General features: G+C 38.7%; 17 protein-coding genes, 1 tRNA gene and 1 other annotated feature. All 18 genes read right to left on the reverse strand.

Annotated elements, in window-relative coordinates:
* Positions 1-9: 9 nt before the first annotated feature.
* Positions 10-528, reverse strand: coding sequence for an acetolactate synthase small subunit (ilvN, locus tag BKO01S_RS05865; RefSeq protein ID WP_066050195.1), 519 nt, complete (start codon positions 526-528; stop codon positions 10-12).
* Positions 525-2,240, reverse strand: a complete 1,716-nt coding sequence (ilvB, locus tag BKO01S_RS05870; RefSeq protein WP_066050198.1) for an acetolactate synthase large subunit — start codon at positions 2,238-2,240, stop codon at positions 525-527. The genes ilvN and ilvB overlap by 4 nt, the downstream gene beginning before the upstream one ends.
* A gap of 98 nt (positions 2,241-2,338) precedes the next feature.
* Positions 2,339-2,584: a binding site (T-box leader), on the reverse strand.
* Positions 2,585-2,592: 8 nt separating this feature from the next.
* On the reverse strand, positions 2,593-3,498 hold the full coding sequence (gene ilvE / locus BKO01S_RS05875) for a branched-chain-amino-acid transaminase (RefSeq protein WP_066050201.1): 906 nt from the start codon (positions 3,496-3,498) through the stop codon (positions 2,593-2,595).
* A gap of 345 nt (positions 3,499-3,843) precedes the next feature.
* On the reverse strand, positions 3,844-4,761 hold the full coding sequence (gene opp4C, locus BKO01S_RS05880; RefSeq protein ID WP_066050204.1) for an oligopeptide ABC transporter permease: 918 nt from the start codon (positions 4,759-4,761) through the stop codon (positions 3,844-3,846).
* A gap of 10 nt (positions 4,762-4,771) precedes the next feature.
* Positions 4,772-5,737: an ABC transporter permease gene (locus BKO01S_RS05885; RefSeq protein WP_066050207.1), complete on the reverse strand. Its 966-nt coding sequence runs from the start codon at positions 5,735-5,737 to the stop codon at positions 4,772-4,774.
* A 79-nt stretch (positions 5,738-5,816) separates the two neighbouring features.
* Positions 5,817-7,577 carry a peptide-binding protein gene (locus BKO01S_RS05890; protein ID WP_066050210.1) on the reverse strand — a complete coding sequence of 587 codons (1,761 nt, stop codon included), beginning with the start codon at positions 7,575-7,577 and terminating at the stop codon, positions 5,817-5,819.
* Between the two features lie 94 nt (positions 7,578-7,671).
* Positions 7,672-8,682, reverse strand: a complete 1,011-nt coding sequence (locus BKO01S_RS05895; RefSeq protein WP_269748497.1) for an ABC transporter ATP-binding protein — start codon at positions 8,680-8,682, stop codon at positions 7,672-7,674.
* 13 nt (positions 8,683-8,695) lie between these two features.
* Positions 8,696-9,673 carry an ABC transporter ATP-binding protein gene (locus tag BKO01S_RS05900; RefSeq protein ID WP_066050215.1) on the reverse strand — a complete coding sequence of 326 codons (978 nt, stop codon included), beginning with the start codon at positions 9,671-9,673 and terminating at the stop codon, positions 8,696-8,698.
* A gap of 319 nt (positions 9,674-9,992) precedes the next feature.
* Positions 9,993-10,069 (reverse strand) — tRNA-Arg (locus BKO01S_RS05905).
* 125 nt (positions 10,070-10,194) lie between these two features.
* Complete coding sequence (locus BKO01S_RS05910; protein WP_066050218.1) at positions 10,195-10,710, reverse strand: metallophosphoesterase; 516 nt, start codon at positions 10,708-10,710, stop codon at positions 10,195-10,197.
* A gap of 6 nt (positions 10,711-10,716) precedes the next feature.
* Positions 10,717-11,319, reverse strand: coding sequence for an XTP/dITP diphosphatase (locus BKO01S_RS05915; protein ID WP_066050221.1), 603 nt, complete (start codon positions 11,317-11,319; stop codon positions 10,717-10,719).
* Entirely contained in the window at positions 11,319-12,086 is a 768-nt protein-coding gene (rph, locus tag BKO01S_RS05920) for a ribonuclease PH (RefSeq protein ID WP_066050224.1), read from the reverse strand. Before rph ends, BKO01S_RS05915 begins: the two co-directional genes overlap by 1 nt.
* Positions 12,087-12,200: 114 nt before the next feature.
* Positions 12,201-13,271, reverse strand: coding sequence for a GerMN domain-containing protein (locus tag BKO01S_RS05925; RefSeq protein ID WP_066050228.1), 1,071 nt, complete (start codon positions 13,269-13,271; stop codon positions 12,201-12,203).
* A gap of 107 nt (positions 13,272-13,378) precedes the next feature.
* Positions 13,379-14,176, reverse strand: coding sequence for a glutamate racemase (racE, locus tag BKO01S_RS05930; RefSeq protein ID WP_066050230.1), 798 nt, complete (start codon positions 14,174-14,176; stop codon positions 13,379-13,381).
* Between the two features lie 10 nt (positions 14,177-14,186).
* Entirely contained in the window at positions 14,187-14,636 is a 450-nt protein-coding gene (locus tag BKO01S_RS05935; RefSeq protein WP_066050235.1) for a MarR family winged helix-turn-helix transcriptional regulator, read from the reverse strand.
* Between the two features lie 178 nt (positions 14,637-14,814).
* Entirely contained in the window at positions 14,815-15,039 is a 225-nt protein-coding gene (gene gerE / locus BKO01S_RS05940; protein ID WP_009796032.1) for a spore germination transcription factor GerE, read from the reverse strand.
* Positions 15,040-15,174: 135 nt separating this feature from the next.
* The gene (locus BKO01S_RS05945) at positions 15,175-15,639 is read right to left on the reverse strand and encodes an acyl-CoA thioesterase (protein ID WP_066050238.1); all 465 of its coding nucleotides are present in this window, start codon (positions 15,637-15,639) and stop codon (positions 15,175-15,177) included.
* Between the two features lie 120 nt (positions 15,640-15,759).
* Positions 15,760-16,521 carry a succinate dehydrogenase iron-sulfur subunit gene (gene sdhB / locus BKO01S_RS05950; protein WP_066050241.1) on the reverse strand — a complete coding sequence of 254 codons (762 nt, stop codon included), beginning with the start codon at positions 16,519-16,521 and terminating at the stop codon, positions 15,760-15,762.
* Position 16,522 lies beyond the last annotated feature (1 nt).

Consider the following 16,522-nt stretch of genomic DNA (forward strand, 5'->3'; position numbering starts at 1 on the left):
TTTTAGTTTTTAGACGATTGAATATGGTTTTATCGCTTGAGAAGGCTTTTGAGTCCCTCTTAGGAAAGCGGTTGTCCCTGTTCTTGCTAATTCTTTGATGCCATATGGTTTGATTAATTCGATAAACGCTTCGATTTTATCTGACTCGCCAGTTAGTTGAATCACTAGGCTGTCTTTACTTACATCTATGACCGATGCTCGAAACGGCTGAATTAAGGAATAAATCTCATTTCTTGTCGAGGAGTTTGATACCACTTTTATTAGTGCTAGTTCTCTTGCGACGATGGATTGCTCAGTGATATCCATTACCTTTATAACATCGATTTGCTTGTTTAATTGCTTCGTAATTTGTTCTAGTACACCGATATTCTCAACGTGTACAACACAAGTGATGCGTGACATTCCTTCCTGCTCGGAATATCCTACTGAAATGCTTTCGATGTTATAATTCCTCTTTGAAAAGAGATTAGTAATACGATTTAGTACCCCTGGGCGGTTCATAACTGTTAAAGTAATTATTCTTTTCATGGTTTCACACCTACCATCTCGTGATGTCCTTTACCAGGAGCAATCATTGGATAAACATTTTCGTCTGGATCAATGCGAATGTCTAGTAACACTGGCTCATTATTTGTTAATACTTCATTAAATATGGATTCAGCCTGTGCCTCATCTTCAATTACATATCCTTTAATTCCATAGGCATCCGCTAATTTTACAAAATCAGGCTGACTAGAGAATTTACTGTGGGAGAAACGAGATTCATAGAATATTTCTTGCCACTGTCTTACCATTCCTAAAGACGAGTTGTTAAGAATAATAATCTTAATAGGAAGATTTTGTTCTCTAATAACAGCCAATTCCTGCGTACACATTTGGAATCCTCCATCACCAGAGATGGACAAAACAATTGAATCCGGTGAGGCTAATTGTGCGCCAATACTTGCAGGTAATCCAAAGCCCATTGTGCCGAGTCCACCTGAAGTTACCCAACGATTCGCCTTAGAAAACTTATAATATTGTGCTGCCCACATCTGATGCTGGCCAACATCTGTTACTACTACAGCTTCACCTTTTGTTTTTTCATAAAGCATTTCCATCACTTTTTGAGGCTTTAAGCGACCATCTTCTTTATAGAAGAATGGATATTCTGCCTTCCAAGCATTAAGCGTGTCCATCCATTCCTGATGAACCGGAGGCTTGCCTTCTTGAGCGATAAGCTGTTTTAATGCTTCTTTTGCATCTGCTACAACCGGGATATGAGTTTGAACATTTTTCCCAATTTCTGCTGGATCAATATCAATATGAGCAACGGTTGCATTTGGAGCAAAATGCTGTAGGTTTCCTGTTAAGCGGTCATCAAATCTTGCTCCAATATTGATAAGTAAATCAGCTTCATACAGTGCCATATTGGCTGTGTAGCATCCATGCATACCTGCGAGTCCTACAAATAAAGGATGTTCAGCAGGGAACCCTCCAAGTCCTAGCAGCGTGTGTACAACTGGAAGATTTTGTTGCTCCGCATATTGCTTCAACTCTTCGTAAGCTTCTGCAAAAAGAATCCCTGCACCTGCTAAGATGACTGGCTTCTTTGCTCTACTTACCGCTTCTGTTAGCTTTCTAATCTGTAGATAATTTGGCTGAACGGTTGGTTGGTAGCCTGGAAGAACAATTTCTTGCTCCTCAGGAACTTTTGCCGTACCAGCTGCAATATCTTTAGGTATATCGATTAATACTGGCCCTGGGCGTCCGCTTGTCGCAACGTAGAATGCTTCTTTAACAATTCTAGGAATATCTTCAATACTACGAACCTGATAATTATATTTGGTTATGGGAGTCGTAATTCCCAGTATATCTGCCTCTTGGAAAGCATCTGTACCGATGACCCCTGTTGCCACCTGACCTGTAAAGACTATTAATGGTAAGGAGTCCATCATCGCATCAGCTAATCCAGTTATAATGTTTGTTGCACCTGGACCTGATGTCGCTATTACAACACCCGGTTTTCCTGTTACTCGAGAATAACCTTCTGCTGCATGAATTCCACCTTGTTCATGGCGAGGGAGTATGTGTAGAATCTTAGAATCATAGAGCTTATCGTATATTGGTAGAACTGCTCCACCAGGATATCCAAATATTACCTCTACCTGCTCCTTCTTTAGCGCTTCAAGCATTAATTCTGCACCACTAATCGGTTCGTTTTCAGCCTTCATTTTCGTAAAGGCAGTTTCTTGCAACATTTGTTGACCCTCCCTATTTCAAATCTTGTTAGATTTTCTAACAAATTAACATTATAAAAAGCCTCCCCATCCCCTACTTTGCCTACTACACCCTAGGCTAAAGGGATGGAAAGGCTTGAGAAACCTATCCACGGTACCACCCTTGTTCACGCATATGCGTGCGCTCATGATCACTATTGGATCGTTTTGATAACGAGTGTCTACCACTCGACTGCCTTTACTGTAATTTTTCAAGACAGTGCTCAAAGGTGAGTTCACTTCATGTCATTTCCACCGGCTTCCAGCTACCCCGGCTCTCTGTAGGAATGTTTCATGAAACTACTTATCCTTATCAACGCTTTTCCCTATTTACTTAGCTTACATGTGGTGTTGCTTCCTTTGAGTATACTTTCACACCTTCAGTAACAACACGCTCTCTAAATTTCACTAACAACTCCTTCGTAATTGCTCCAGGAGTTCCATCACCAATAACTCTGCCATCTACCTTAATTACTGCAATAACTTCAGCAGCTGTACCTGTTAGAAACACTTCATCTGCAGTGTAAACATCATGTCTAGTAAATGGTTCTTCTTTAAGTTCATAGCCTAATTCTTTTACAATATCGATAACTGCATTTCTTGTGATCCCTTCTAGTGCTCCAATATAGCCAGGAGGTGTATAGAAGCAGCCATCACGGATAATAAACACATTATCTGCAGAACCTTCAGCCACATACCCTTGGTCATTTAGCATTAAAGCCTCACTAACGCCAGCAAGATGTGCTTCAATTCTAACTAGTACATTATTTAGATAGTTTAAAGATTTTACTTTTGGACTCAGTACATCCGGTCTATTTCTTCTAGTCGCAACAGTCACAATCTCTAATCCTGTTTCATATAATTCTTTCGGGAAGATCGAGAGTGGCTCCACAATAATAACCACATTTGCTTTTGGACATTTATATGGATCGAGTCCGAGGTCACCAACACCTCTAGAAACTACGACGCGAATATATGCATCTTCGATTTTATTTTTCTCAACAGTAGCGACGATAATATCTGTGAATTCATCTTGGGAGTATGGCATATTCAGCATAATTGACTTCGCTGAACGATACAGTCGGTCCATATGTTCTTTCATTCGGAATACGTTACCGCTATATACTCGAATACCTTCAAAAATACCGTCCCCGTATAAAAATCCATGATCGTATACTGAAATCTTGGCGTTCTCTTTCGTTACATATTCGCCATTTAAAAAAATCCATTGTTCAGACACGAAATACACCTCTTTGCATTAAAGTTAAAATGCTTTAAACGAATAAAATAATTGCAAAAAATTTTTTCAAAGAATGACTCTTTTTAGCCTTTGTATTTCTTTTGAATATTACAAATGATTTGTATATTTGAGGACTATCTTACGCCGATTTTATTACCTCGTCAACCCCATTATTTCGAATTGTTTGATAATTTAGATTAGTCAATCTAGTTGTATACGCTTACAATGTTGATATAATAACAATTTCTAATTTTAAAAATTTTTTAAAAAAATACATTATCTTTCTTTCCTTCTCTAGCAAAAAAATAAAAGAAGCCTTCTGAATGATTCAGGAGGCTCTTTGTTTCATCTTCTATTACTTTTAGGATCGAATGCGTCTCGTAAACCATCTCCTATAAAATTAATACATAGAACAGTCGTTAAGATTGCTAGCCCTGGAGGTATCCAAGCTTCCGGACTATTTCGTAGTATACGTAAACTTTGAGCCTCAGAAATCATATTTCCCCATGTTGGTGTTGGCTGAGGAATTCCAAATCCGATAAAGCTAAGTCCAGATTCGATAATAATATATGTTGCCATCATTAATGTTGCATTTACAACAATAGGACCGATTGCATTGGGAATAAAATGCTTAAAAATTATTCTAAAATCACTTGCACCAATTGCTTTCGCTCCTAAAACAAACTCCTGTTCTCGAAGCGATAAATATGTACCTCTAATAATTCTTGTTAGGTTTGGCCATGAAGTGATCGCAATGATAGCTACAAATATTCCAACATTCACTCTCTCCAATATGGCTACAATCGTTAAACAAAGAACAAGGAAGGGTAAAACGAGCATCATATCTGCTGCACGCATGATAATTGCATCAATCTTTCCACCATAATATCCAGCAATAGAACCGAGTGTCACCCCGATAATGAGGGTAAAAATCATAGCACTAAAACCAACAATAAGAGAAATTCTTCCTCCGTATAGAAGTCTTGAGAGATTATCACGGCCTGAACTATCGTTCCCTAATGGGTGTTCTTCGCTAGGTGGTCTTTCGATTAATAGAAGATTCGACTTCGTTGGACTGTGTTCTGTTAACAGCGGTGCAAAAGTTACAGCTAAAATAATTGCTAGTAAAACAAACACACCTATGACAGCTAGTTTATTTTTTAAGAATCTTTTTAATGCAATTTGAAACGGGCTATTTCCTTTTTCCGGTTTAATAGGTACCTCTATATTTGTTTCCATCGCTTCCTGTGGTTTTAATTCCATCTTCCTCACCTCAATCGTAGCGGATTCGTGGGTCAACAATACTGTAGAAAATATCAGCTAATAAATTCCCGAGGAGAATGAAAAATCCTAACATTAAGTTAATTGCCATAATGACAGGATAATCACGATTTCCAATAGAACTTAAAAACAATGTTCCAATCCCTGGATACTGAAATACACCCTCAGTTATGACCGCTCCACTCAACAAAGCCCCAATTTCAAAGCCTAATAGAGTAATAATTGGAATTAGTGCATTTCGCAAGGTATGTTTGTATAACACACTACGATCCGTCATCCCTTTTGCGCGCGCCGTACGAATATAGTCGCTTCCAAGAACGTCTAATACTTCTGAACGCATGAATCTCATGTAGGAGGCTGTACCAGCTAATCCAAGAGTTAATCCCGGCAAAATTAAATGTTGAAGCTTATTAAAGAATAGCTCAATCCCTGTTAACCCTGGGCTCGAAACAGATCCTTGAGAAGGCAACCAGCCTAGCTGAATAGAAAATACATAGATAGCTACTAAGCCGAAAAAGAAATTTGGAACAGCTAATCCAAAAAAACCGAACGTTGTTGCACCATAATCAAGAATGGAATATGGCTTTCTTGCTGAATATATCCCGATTGGGATTGAAACAATGATAGTAATAAATAGCGTAAAGATTCCTAAATAGAAGGTGTTCCCTATTCTCTCGGCAATAAGGTCAGATACGTCTCTCCCCTTAAAAATAAATGACTTTCCGAAATCTCCCTGCATGACATCTTTCAACCAATTCCAGTACTGAACATGAATAGGATCATTTAGGCCTAGAGCCTCCTTCTGCTTTTCAAATACTTCTGGATCAATATTTGGGTCAAAAATCTTTCCCGAGATCGGATCCCCTGGTGCAGCTTGAATTAAAGCAAAAACAATGATCGTTAAAGCTAAAAGCATCGGAATGAATATGAGTACTCTTCTTATTAAGTATTTATACATCGTTCCCCCCCCATTCTTACAGAATAAGAAAAGAGCGCGGCAGATTCACCGATCACTCTTCTCTCTTATTCAACTTTTGTTATTCCGTAACGTACCAAAGATGAGTATCATTTAAGAACGAATATGGAAGTACGTCGATTCCTTGAAGACGCTTGTTATGAGCCCATAAGCTATTCGCAGCATAAAGAATTAAGCTTGGTAGATCTTCACCGAACTCCACTTGCCACTCACTGTACTTTTGTTTACGGAAATCCTGTTCAAATGCATCTGGAGGAGAGAATGCATCCTTTAGCAACTGATCTGCTTCTGGATTATTCCAGCGAGAGTAGTTGTAACCTGCCATAGATGACCATAATCCACTTGGGTCTGGATCTGTACTATCCAAGCTCCAGCCGATTAAATATAAATCCCAGTCTTGGCTGTTCTTCTCTAAATCCTCGAAATAAGCTGCAGCTTCCTTAGGTTGACGAAGGTCAATGCTAATTCCTACCTCTTCTAAGAACTCTTCAATAATTGGAGCTGATCGCTCACGAATCTGGTTACCTAGTGGATAGTTCAAATTAAGAACCCATTCCTTACCATTTGGATCTTCACGGAAACCATCTCCGTTTACATCCTTGTAACCAGCTTCATCCAGTAAAGATTTCGCCTTTTCAGGATCAAACTCATATTGATTTGGTGTGGTATCGTCATACGCCCAGAATTGTGTTGCAATTGGGGAGTTTTGAACAATCCCACGTCCATACAATAGACCATCTACCAAACCTTGACGGTTAATAGCATAAGCAATTGCTTGACGCACTTTTTGGTCTTTAAGCTTTTCGTTAACTGTCCAATTTTCTGGATTAATTGTCCCTGCTTCTGAGTCTTCCTTAGAACGATGATTATGCATCATACCCATCGTCTGGTATCCAAAGTCAGGTTGCTCAATAATTTCAACATTTTCAAGCGCATCAACAGTCTCATAGTCAGCAGCTTGGAAACCGTTTGGATCGGCAACGAAATCAATTTCACCGTTTTCAAGCAATCCTAAAATAACGGCTTGGTCAACAACCTTCCAAATGACACTATCAAGCTTAGGCTCACCCTGCCAATAATCAGCAAATTTCTTAAGTACGTATTGCTCACCTTGTACCATTTCACTAAATTGGAATGGTCCAGTACCAATTACTTCACCAGGATTACGTGAAGCACCAGCCTCCGGGATTTCAGCAATAGGAATGTCTTTGAAAATATGTTCTGGAATAATCATAAAGCTAGCATCGGATAGCGCTAATACGTTTGGTTGAGCAAACTTAAACGTAACAGTATGATCGTCAACAGCAACAACCCCTTGGAAATCAGTAGTTTTTCCTGTCGAAAAGTCCTCATAACCTAGCAATCTTTCAACGTATTGCGTACGAACTCCACCCGCTTCTACATAGCCAGGGCTAGCAATGGTTTTATAAGTAAATACAACGTCATTAGCAGTGAACGGTTCCCCATCATGCCACTTTGCATTTTCATCTAATGTAAAGGTTACTTCTGTTTGATCATCATTGAATGACCACTCTTTCGCTAGATTTGGAATAAAGTCAAGGTTCTTGTCTTGCGTAAGTAGCCCTTCATGCGTAAATGATAATATATTAGATTCATATGCTTCCGTGTAAAAAATAGGGTTAAATAAACCTGTTGGTGCCGTATCCATTGCCCCTACTACCGTTCCCCCACTAACCGGCTCCTTGTCACTTGATCCTTCTTCATTTGATGATGCAGGTTCCTTGTTTCCTGAACAAGCTGCCAGTACACCAAAAACAAACATAAGCAATAGCATGATCAACCAACTTTTCTTTGACTTCATTTCATTCACCCCTCTTATAATTTTTACCATCTCTGTATAAAATAACCAATATTTATCCGCGCACCACCTCCTTAAGTGCATAAACAAAATACACTTATTTGTTTGTATAAAGGTGGCAGGCTACAAGATGGCCACTCCCCACCTCAGTTAGCTCTGGACGTACCTCAGAGCACTTGTCATGAACCATGGGACAACGAGTTCGAAAAGCACAACCTGACGGTGGATCTGAAGGACTTGGTAGATCTCCTTTTAAAATGATTTTTTCTTTTTTGTGTAGTATGTCTGTGGATGGGACTGCTGATAGAAGTGCTTGTGTGTATGGATGTAATGGAGTATCGTAGAGGTTCTTCTTTGGCGCAATTTCTGCAATGCGACCTAAGTACATGACTGCAACCCTGTCGCTTATGTGTTTTACTACGCTTAAGTCATGAGCGATAAATAAATAAGTTAAGTTAAATTCGTCCTGTAAATCGGCCATCAGGTTTAATACCTGTGCTTGAATGGAAACATCCAAGGCAGAGACTGGTTCGTCACAAATAACAAATTTTGGATTTAACGTTAATGCTCTTGCAATACTAATACGCTGTCTTTGTCCACCAGAAAATTCGTGTGGATACTTAAATCGATCTTCTGACCGAAGACCAACCTTTTCTAAAAGACTAACTGTCTTTTCTTTTCGTTCTGCCTTTGTTAAGCTTGTTTGAACAATTAATGGTTCTTCAATCAATTCAGACACGCTCATTTTGGGATTTAGTGAAGCAAACGGGTCTTGGAAAACAATTTGCATATCTCTTCGAATGGGCCGAAGCTTCCGGTATTTCATTTTTGTTATATCTTGATCCTCAAAAACGATTTGTCCTGCAGTAGGGTCCATTAAACGCAGCAAAACCCTCCCAAGTGTGGACTTCCCAGAGCCAGACTCACCAACGATACCTAGTGTTTCTCCCCTCAACACACTTAGACTAACATCATCAACCGCTTTGACATGTCCAATTGTATGCTTTAGGATTCCACCCTTTATTGGAAAGTACTTCTTAATATTATTTGCTTGTAGTATGTAATCTTGGTCTGTATGTATCCTCGTTTCCTTTTCAATAACTGACAATTTCACACTCCCCCTATTCATACAGGTAACATCGGACGCGATGACTTTCTTCTGGGTCTGTTTCAATTATAGACGGATTAGCATCCCGGCATTTACTCATCACCTTTGGACAGCGATCTGAGAACCGGCAACCAACAGGAAAACGATGTGCAGGAGGAACAGTGCCTTTAATCGCACCAAGTCGATCAACTTCCTTTTCTAAACTCGGCAAACTTTCAAGGAGACCGATTGTATACGGATGTTTTGGCGTGAGAAATAGCTTTTCAATGGTTGTTTCTTCAACAATTTGTCCGCCATACATAACCATGATTCGGTCTGCATATTCAGCCACTACACCTAAATCATGTGTGATTAACAAAACAGCCATGTTAAATTTCTTTTTCATTTCATCCATTAGATCTAAAATTTGGGCTTGTATGGTCACGTCAAGAGCTGTTGTCGGTTCATCAGCAATCAAAAGTTTCGGATCACAGGAAATCGCAATCGCAATCATAGCACGCTGACGCATCCCACCCGAAAGTTGATGCGGGTATTCCTTCATCGTTTCCTCTGCACGTGGAAAACCAACTACTTTCAGGAGTTCAATTGCTCGTAATTTAGCCTCATTTTTGGTCATTTTTTTGTGGCGAATGAGGGTCTCTATAATTTGATTACCAATTGTAAAAACTGGGTTTAACGCGGTCATCGGCTCTTGAAAGATCATTCCGATATCCTTACCACGGACGTTCGTCATTTGTTTATCGGTAAGCTCAACGAGGTCCTTGCCACCAAAATAAATTTGACCATCTTGAATTTTCCCTGGCTTATTAATTAGCTTCATTATAGAAAGGGATGTGATACTCTTTCCACTCCCTGATTCCCCAACGAGAGCAACTGTTTCCCCAGGCCTGATATAAAAATCTACTCCATCAACGGCTTTTGCAACTGCTTTATTATCTAAGTAAAAATAGGTTTTTAATCCACTAACTTCTAACAACTTCATACCTGACATCAACACACCCCCCGATCGCCTTAGAAAAAAATAGACTGAGTATCCGTCCTTCTTGAAAGAAAGTATACTATTATGTATAAATTTTTTCAATATATAGAATGTTAAAATTAGTTACAATTGTTAGAAATATTGTGATATTTTCTGACAAAAGATTCACTTCAACACACCAATGCTTTACATAAAAAAAGACAATTCCTTACACAGGAACTGTCTTTTTTATCAAATACTTTGTTAACAGAAATTATATTGAAATAGAAAAAACGCTATAGTTATGACACGGTCATCTTCTATAGCGTAATATGTATAATTGGTGTGTATATGGCGTCCCAGGAGAGATTCGAACTCCCGACCGTACGCTTAGAAGGCGTATGCTCTATCCGGCTGAGCTACTGGGACATGTTTTTTTAGGACATTTTTTATTATATTAGGCTTACAACAAAAAGTCAACACTTTAAATAAATATTTATTATTTTCTATTCAAAGGAGAGCGCTCTCCTTTGAATAGTATATGATGAAAATGTTTATTTGTGAAGACTAAAGCTTTGTCTAAGTTGTTCTAATTCTCCTCCGTCAAAATCATATACATGAAAATAGACTTCCTGTTCTTTAAAGTTTAGAACAACATATGTCCGCTCCTTACGTCCTCTAGGAAGTCTTAAACTCCCAGGATTAATAAACAAACGATTATTAATCTTTTCAATTCCTAAAAGATGAGAATGACCAAAGCAAACGATATTAGCATTCATTTCTTCTGCTTTAAATTTTAAGTTCATCAAAGTTGATTTCACATTATATAGATGGCCATGAGTCACTAAGAATTTCGTTCCCCCAACATCAATGATCTCATCATAATGGAAGTGCGACTCGAAATCACAGTTTCCCCTTACAACTACGAATTGGTCAATCGCCTCATCATTTCTTGAAAGCTCAGAATCCCCACAATGAATAAATGTTTCGACATCTGTATGTCGATTTTTTAATTCAATCAATTCGTCTGTAAACCCGTGACTATCACTTACAATAAGCACCTTTGACATATGCTTTTACTCTCCCTTTAACACTTCTGGTAGTAGCTTTGCTAAATTACTCAAGGCTACAGCACGATGGCTGATCTTGCTTTTTTCCTCAGGTAAAAGCTCTGCCATCGCTTTATTTCTTTCCTTTACAAAGAAGATAGGGTCATACCCAAAGCCATGCGTTCCCCTCTTCTCATCAAGAATCACACCCTCACAAGTACCATTTACAGTGATTGTTTTCTGACCAGGGACAGCAAGTGCTAACGCACAATAAAAACGAGCCGTTCGTTTAGAAGGATCGATTCCTTTTAGCTCACGCAACACTTTTTCCATATTGTCTTCATCACTTTTTTGTTCCCCTGCATAACGTGCAGAGTACACACCTGGTTTGCCGCCCAACGCATCAATAACTAGACCCGAATCATCAGCTATAACTGCACGATTCAATTGCTTAGAAACGGTTTCTGCCTTTATGATCGCATTCTCTTCAAAGGTCGTACCGCTCTCTTCTATATCCTCAATTTCCTCGTAATCAAGGAGCGTTTTTACTTGAAACCCGAGAGGCTCAAACATCCTAACGAATTCCTTCGCCTTGCCACTATTCTTTGTTGCTATTATGACTTCTTTCATTATTTCACACCTTTTTTATCCCTTGCTTCTTCAATTTTCTGAACAACCGCTTCACCTAATACACTCTTTTGCTCTTCGAATAGCTCAGTTATTCCACTTTGCGCTATTTTTAACAGGTCCTGAAGTTCATTGTAAGAGAATGTAGACTCTTCACCGGTTCCTTGGAGTTCAACAAATTCACCATTACCTGTCATCACAACATTCATATCTACTTGTGCTGCAGAATCTTCGATATAGTTGAGATCCAGTACAACTTCCTTGTTCTCAAGTATTCCTACACTCGTCGCCGCTAGGAAATCAACGACTGGATATCTTGAAAGCTTTCTATCTTTATGCAATTTATTCAGAGCATGGGCCATAGCAACAAACGCTCCTGTTATGGAAGCAGTCCTAGTTCCACCATCTGCTTGAATGACATCACAGTCGATCCATACCGTTCTTTCGCCAATTGCTTCTAGGTCAACGACTGATCTTAATGCTCTTCCAATCAACCTCTGAATTTCCATTGTTCTTCCTGATACCTTACCTTTTGATGACTCACGAATGTTTCTAGTTTGTGTAGCCCTTGGAAGCATGGAATACTCAGCCGTAATCCATCCTTTCCCTTCTCCTCTCATAAAGGGAGGGACGCGCTCCTCTATACTGGCCGTACATATTACCTTTGTATCACCAACAGTAATTAGTACGGAGCCTTCTGGGTGGATAAGATATTCAGTATCAATATGTATAGGGCGTATCTCAGATGCCTGACGACCATCAGTCCTCACTATATTTCCTCCTTTAAAAGACTCACTTTATATTGGTAGAAATCCAAATAAAGAAGAGGCGGATAACCGGCCTCCTCAACTTGGTCATTATATAGTATATCAAAAAACAATTTATTAAAAACTACCTGTATTCACATTTTCTGGGCGAGTCACAGGTTCGGAAAGCTTTTCTCCCTTATCATTTACAAGCTCAGCCTTTCCATTTACGGTAACAGCTACGCTTTCAATGCCTTTTTGTTCAGTTAAAGATAGAACGAGGGAGTTTAAAATATGTTCAGAAACAATTTTATCTTCCGCTTTATTAAAAATTGATTCATTAAAGTTTAAGGTTACTTTTCCATCTTCCACAACTGGCTTATCCAAGAGCGCCACATCGGAAACAAACTCACTTAACAAATTAGATGAATAAGTAGGTCCTTTGGCAAGCTCTTCTACTACCGCACTAATATTATCGCTTTCTTTATTACTAATCCGCTTTGTAACTGGTACATAGTAGTAGGAGCCCTCTTCTCCACCTAGATAATACACCGTTAATGCTCTTGTATTAGTAATATCAACAACTTCTGAAGTATCCATATTGATCCCACTATCCCTTGTCAAACCACTCTTAGATAGCGCTAGGCCATTCACAGGCATCTCTGTTAGTTCATGACCATTCATTTTTAATTTAACTTTATCAATAGAGTCAAATTGAGTTAACGTCCAAGTAACTGATTGAACGATTTTCATTTCGTCTTCTGGCTTATAATTTTTAAATTCTTTTGAGAAGTTTACCGTTGCCACTTTATCCTTTATATCTACAGATAATGTGGTATCGGCAGGGATTACCGCAGCAAAACCATTAGGTAATAATTCTGTTACTGGTCCATTCTGTACAAGATACTCTACCGCCTGCTTGGCCACAGACTCCGTTTTCGGAAGATCGATTGTTTGTGGTACAACATAGCCATTTTTATCTACTAAATATAGTTCGGTCATGACACCAGTTTCTGCCACTTCTTCACTATTCTTTTCTGTAGCTGACGTTTCAACTACTTTTGCCGTTCCATTATCTTCTGTATAGGTGACTGTTTTTGGAGGATCGATTTGTTCCTTCTTCTCTCCTCCTAGTAAACCACATCCTGATAATAAAACGGACGATACAATGACTGCTGATACAATTGTCGTACTTTTATGCTTTGACATCCATAATCCCTCCAAGACAGTTTGTACTACATGTATACGAGCCTTTTTAAAAAATAGACCGATTAGTAGAAAAAAATAAAAAAAGCCTCCCAATATGGAGACTTTCCTTAAGATAGTTTAATCGTTTCTACAGACAGTTCACCTGTGTGTAACCAGCTAGTAGCGATTCGTTTAAAAATAGGCTTTGATCCAGTCGTATAAAACTGATGCTTGGGCTCGTCCCTATTTGTCGTAAGCCAACCATTATAAAAAAGAATCGTACTTACCTCACGGGCCGTTTCTTCACCGGAGCTAATAACAGACACAGTAGTTCCCATCGTTTTCTTTATGATTTTTTCAAGCAATGGATAATGTGTACAACCTAAAATCAGTGTATCAAGACCCTTATTTTTAATCGGTGCTAGCGTCTCCGCTACCACTTTTTTCACAAGAGGTCCATCAACTTCTCCACTTTCAACGAGTGGAACAAACTTGGGACAAGCAAGACTAGTAACCTTACATTTCTTATTAATGGTTTTCAAGGCCATCTCGTATGCATTGCTCTTAATCGTTCCGACAGTCCCTATGACCCCAATTTGGTGGTTTTTTGTTACCTTAATTGCTGTTCTAGCTCCTGGATAAATCACACCAACAACGGGGATTGAAAGTTCATTTTGAATTTCCTCCAAGGCAACGGCTGTCGCAGTGTTACATGCGATCACTAACATCTTTATCCCTTTATTTACTAAGAAATTCGTCATTTGCCATGTGAATTTCTTTACCTCTTCACCGCTTCTCGGGCCATATGGGCATCTTGCGGTGTCTCCTACATAGAGGATTTGCTCATTTGGCAGTTGGCGCATAATTTCCTTCGCAACAGTTAATCCGCCAACTCCAGAGTCAATAACTCCTATCGGTTGATTCAAGCCTCTCGCCTCATTCTTCTTTCATTTCATGATGTAATTTCATTAAGTTGTTTTTCAGGAGAATTACTTCCTCGCTAGAAAAGTTAACTAGAACTTCCTGTAAGTATACCTGTCTTTTTTTAATCACTTCGTCAATAATTCGCTCCCCTTCTTCTAGCAAGTGAATACGAACCACACGGCGATCATTTGGGTCCTTCACACGCATAACAAGCTCGTTTTTTTCCATTCTGTCAACAAGGTCCGTTGTCGTGCTACATGCGAGAAACATTTTATTTGAAAGCTCACCAATCGTCATATCTCCCTCTTCAAATAACCATTGAAGAGCGACAAACTGTGGTGGAGTAATTGTATAATTACTTAAAATTTCTCTACCCTTTTGCTTGATAATACCAGCAATATAACGCAAGTCTTTTTCAATATCTGCAAAAATCTCTATCTCTTTTGTTTCTTCCACTTTCATAAATACACAACCCCTATTTGAGAGTTCAGATTATGACTTTTATTTAATCATATCTAACCTTTTAAACTATTTTCACCTTTTTCTCGCTAAAATTCAAGAAGGAAGTATAGAAATGTATTTGATGAATTTATTTTGGAAAAATTGTAAACCGGCTTCCATGATGAAAGCCGGTCTAGAATTATAGTTCTAGCTCTCCCATTCGAAGGAGCTCTACAACAGCTTGTGATCGCCCCTTAACACCAAGCTTTTGCATGGCATTCGAAATGTGGTTACGAACCGTTTTTTCACTTATGAAAAGTTCTCCTGCGATCTCTTTTGTTGTTTTGTCTTGTACCAACAGTTCGAACACTTCTCTTTCACGTTTGGTGAGTAACGGCTTGTGAGTATATTCATTCTCTTTCAAGTATTGTAACCCTCCTTGCCTTCGCCAGCTATGAACAGCGGGATGGGTATATATTTAGTCACCATATCTTATGTGCTACAGGTGATTGTAGTGACTATATTCTTGAAAGAAAGCATTTTTATTTTCATAAACTTTTTATGATAATATTTTGATCGATTGTGTAAACTTACTCCTTGTTTCTTCAGTCCAAAGAACTCCCTTTCCAGTATGTTTACACATTTGCACCATCGTTCCTCTACCCACAAAACAGACAGCCCCGTTTTGCTTCTTTCCTAGGTAATGAAGGTCAATAGATGTTTTTCCAACCGATTCAATTTTTACAAAGATATCAAGAATATCGTCAAAAAATACCTGACTTAAAAAATCGCACTGTAGATCAGCAACAATTGGAATTGTTGTACTTTCTTTTCGCACCCAATCTTGCATTAGTCCAATATGCTTAAAAAATTCAATCCTGGATTCTTCAAAATATGCAAATGGAACAGTATTGTTCATATGTCCAAACATATCAGTTTCAGAAAAGCGAACTTTTATTTTGTTAGCATAAGTGAAACCTTGTTCCCAAGTTGCAAAATCTTGGATATAGCTGACCTTTTTCATAAAAATCCCCCTTTATATAAAAATGAATGAATATTCATTCTTTAATTATACAAGTGGGTCCCTCTTTTGACAAACTAGAAAACCCCTTTGATTTACAAAGGGGTTTCTGGAGGTATTTACTTATACTTGATCGCTTCCGAAGAAGTTTTTAAATGCTTGGAACGTTGTGTCTCTATTTAAAGCAGCAATAGATGTTGTTAAAGGGATGCCCTTTGGACAAGATTGGACACAGTTTTGTGAATTACCACAATTAGCCAGTCCACCATCACCCATAATGGCATCTAAACGTTCTGCTTTATTCATCTCACCCGTTGGATGCGCATTGAATAAACGAACTTGTGAAAGAGGTGCAGGACCGATAAAATTTGATTTGCTGTTTACATTCGGGCAAGCCTCTAAGCAAACACCACATGTCATACATTTGGATAGCTCATATGCCCATTGACGTTTTCTTTCCGGCATACGTGGACCAGGTCCAAGATCATATGTGCCGTCAATTGGAATCCAAGCTTTTACTTTCTTTAAAGAGTCAAACATACGACTGCGGTCAACCTGTAGATCACGAACAACAGGGAAGGTTCTCATTGGCTCTAAACGTATCGGTTGTTCTAGCTGATCGATTAGTGCTGTACAAGATTGTCTAGGTTTTCCATTTATCACCATTGAACAAGCACCACAAACTTCCTCTAGGCAGTTCATATCCCAAGTGATTGGAGTAGTTTGTTTTCCTTGCTTATTTACAGGGTTTCTACGAATTTCCATTAAAGCGGAAATGACATTCATATTCGGACGATAGTCTAACTCGAATTCTTCTTCGTAAGGGGCCGTGTCAGGACTATCCTGTCTCATAATCTTAAAAACTACTGTTCTATTTTCAGACATA

This window comes from Robertmurraya korlensis NBRC 107688, from assembly GCF_001591645.1.
In the GTDB taxonomy this organism is placed as follows: domain Bacteria; phylum Bacillota; class Bacilli; order Bacillales; family Cytobacillaceae; genus Robertmurraya_A.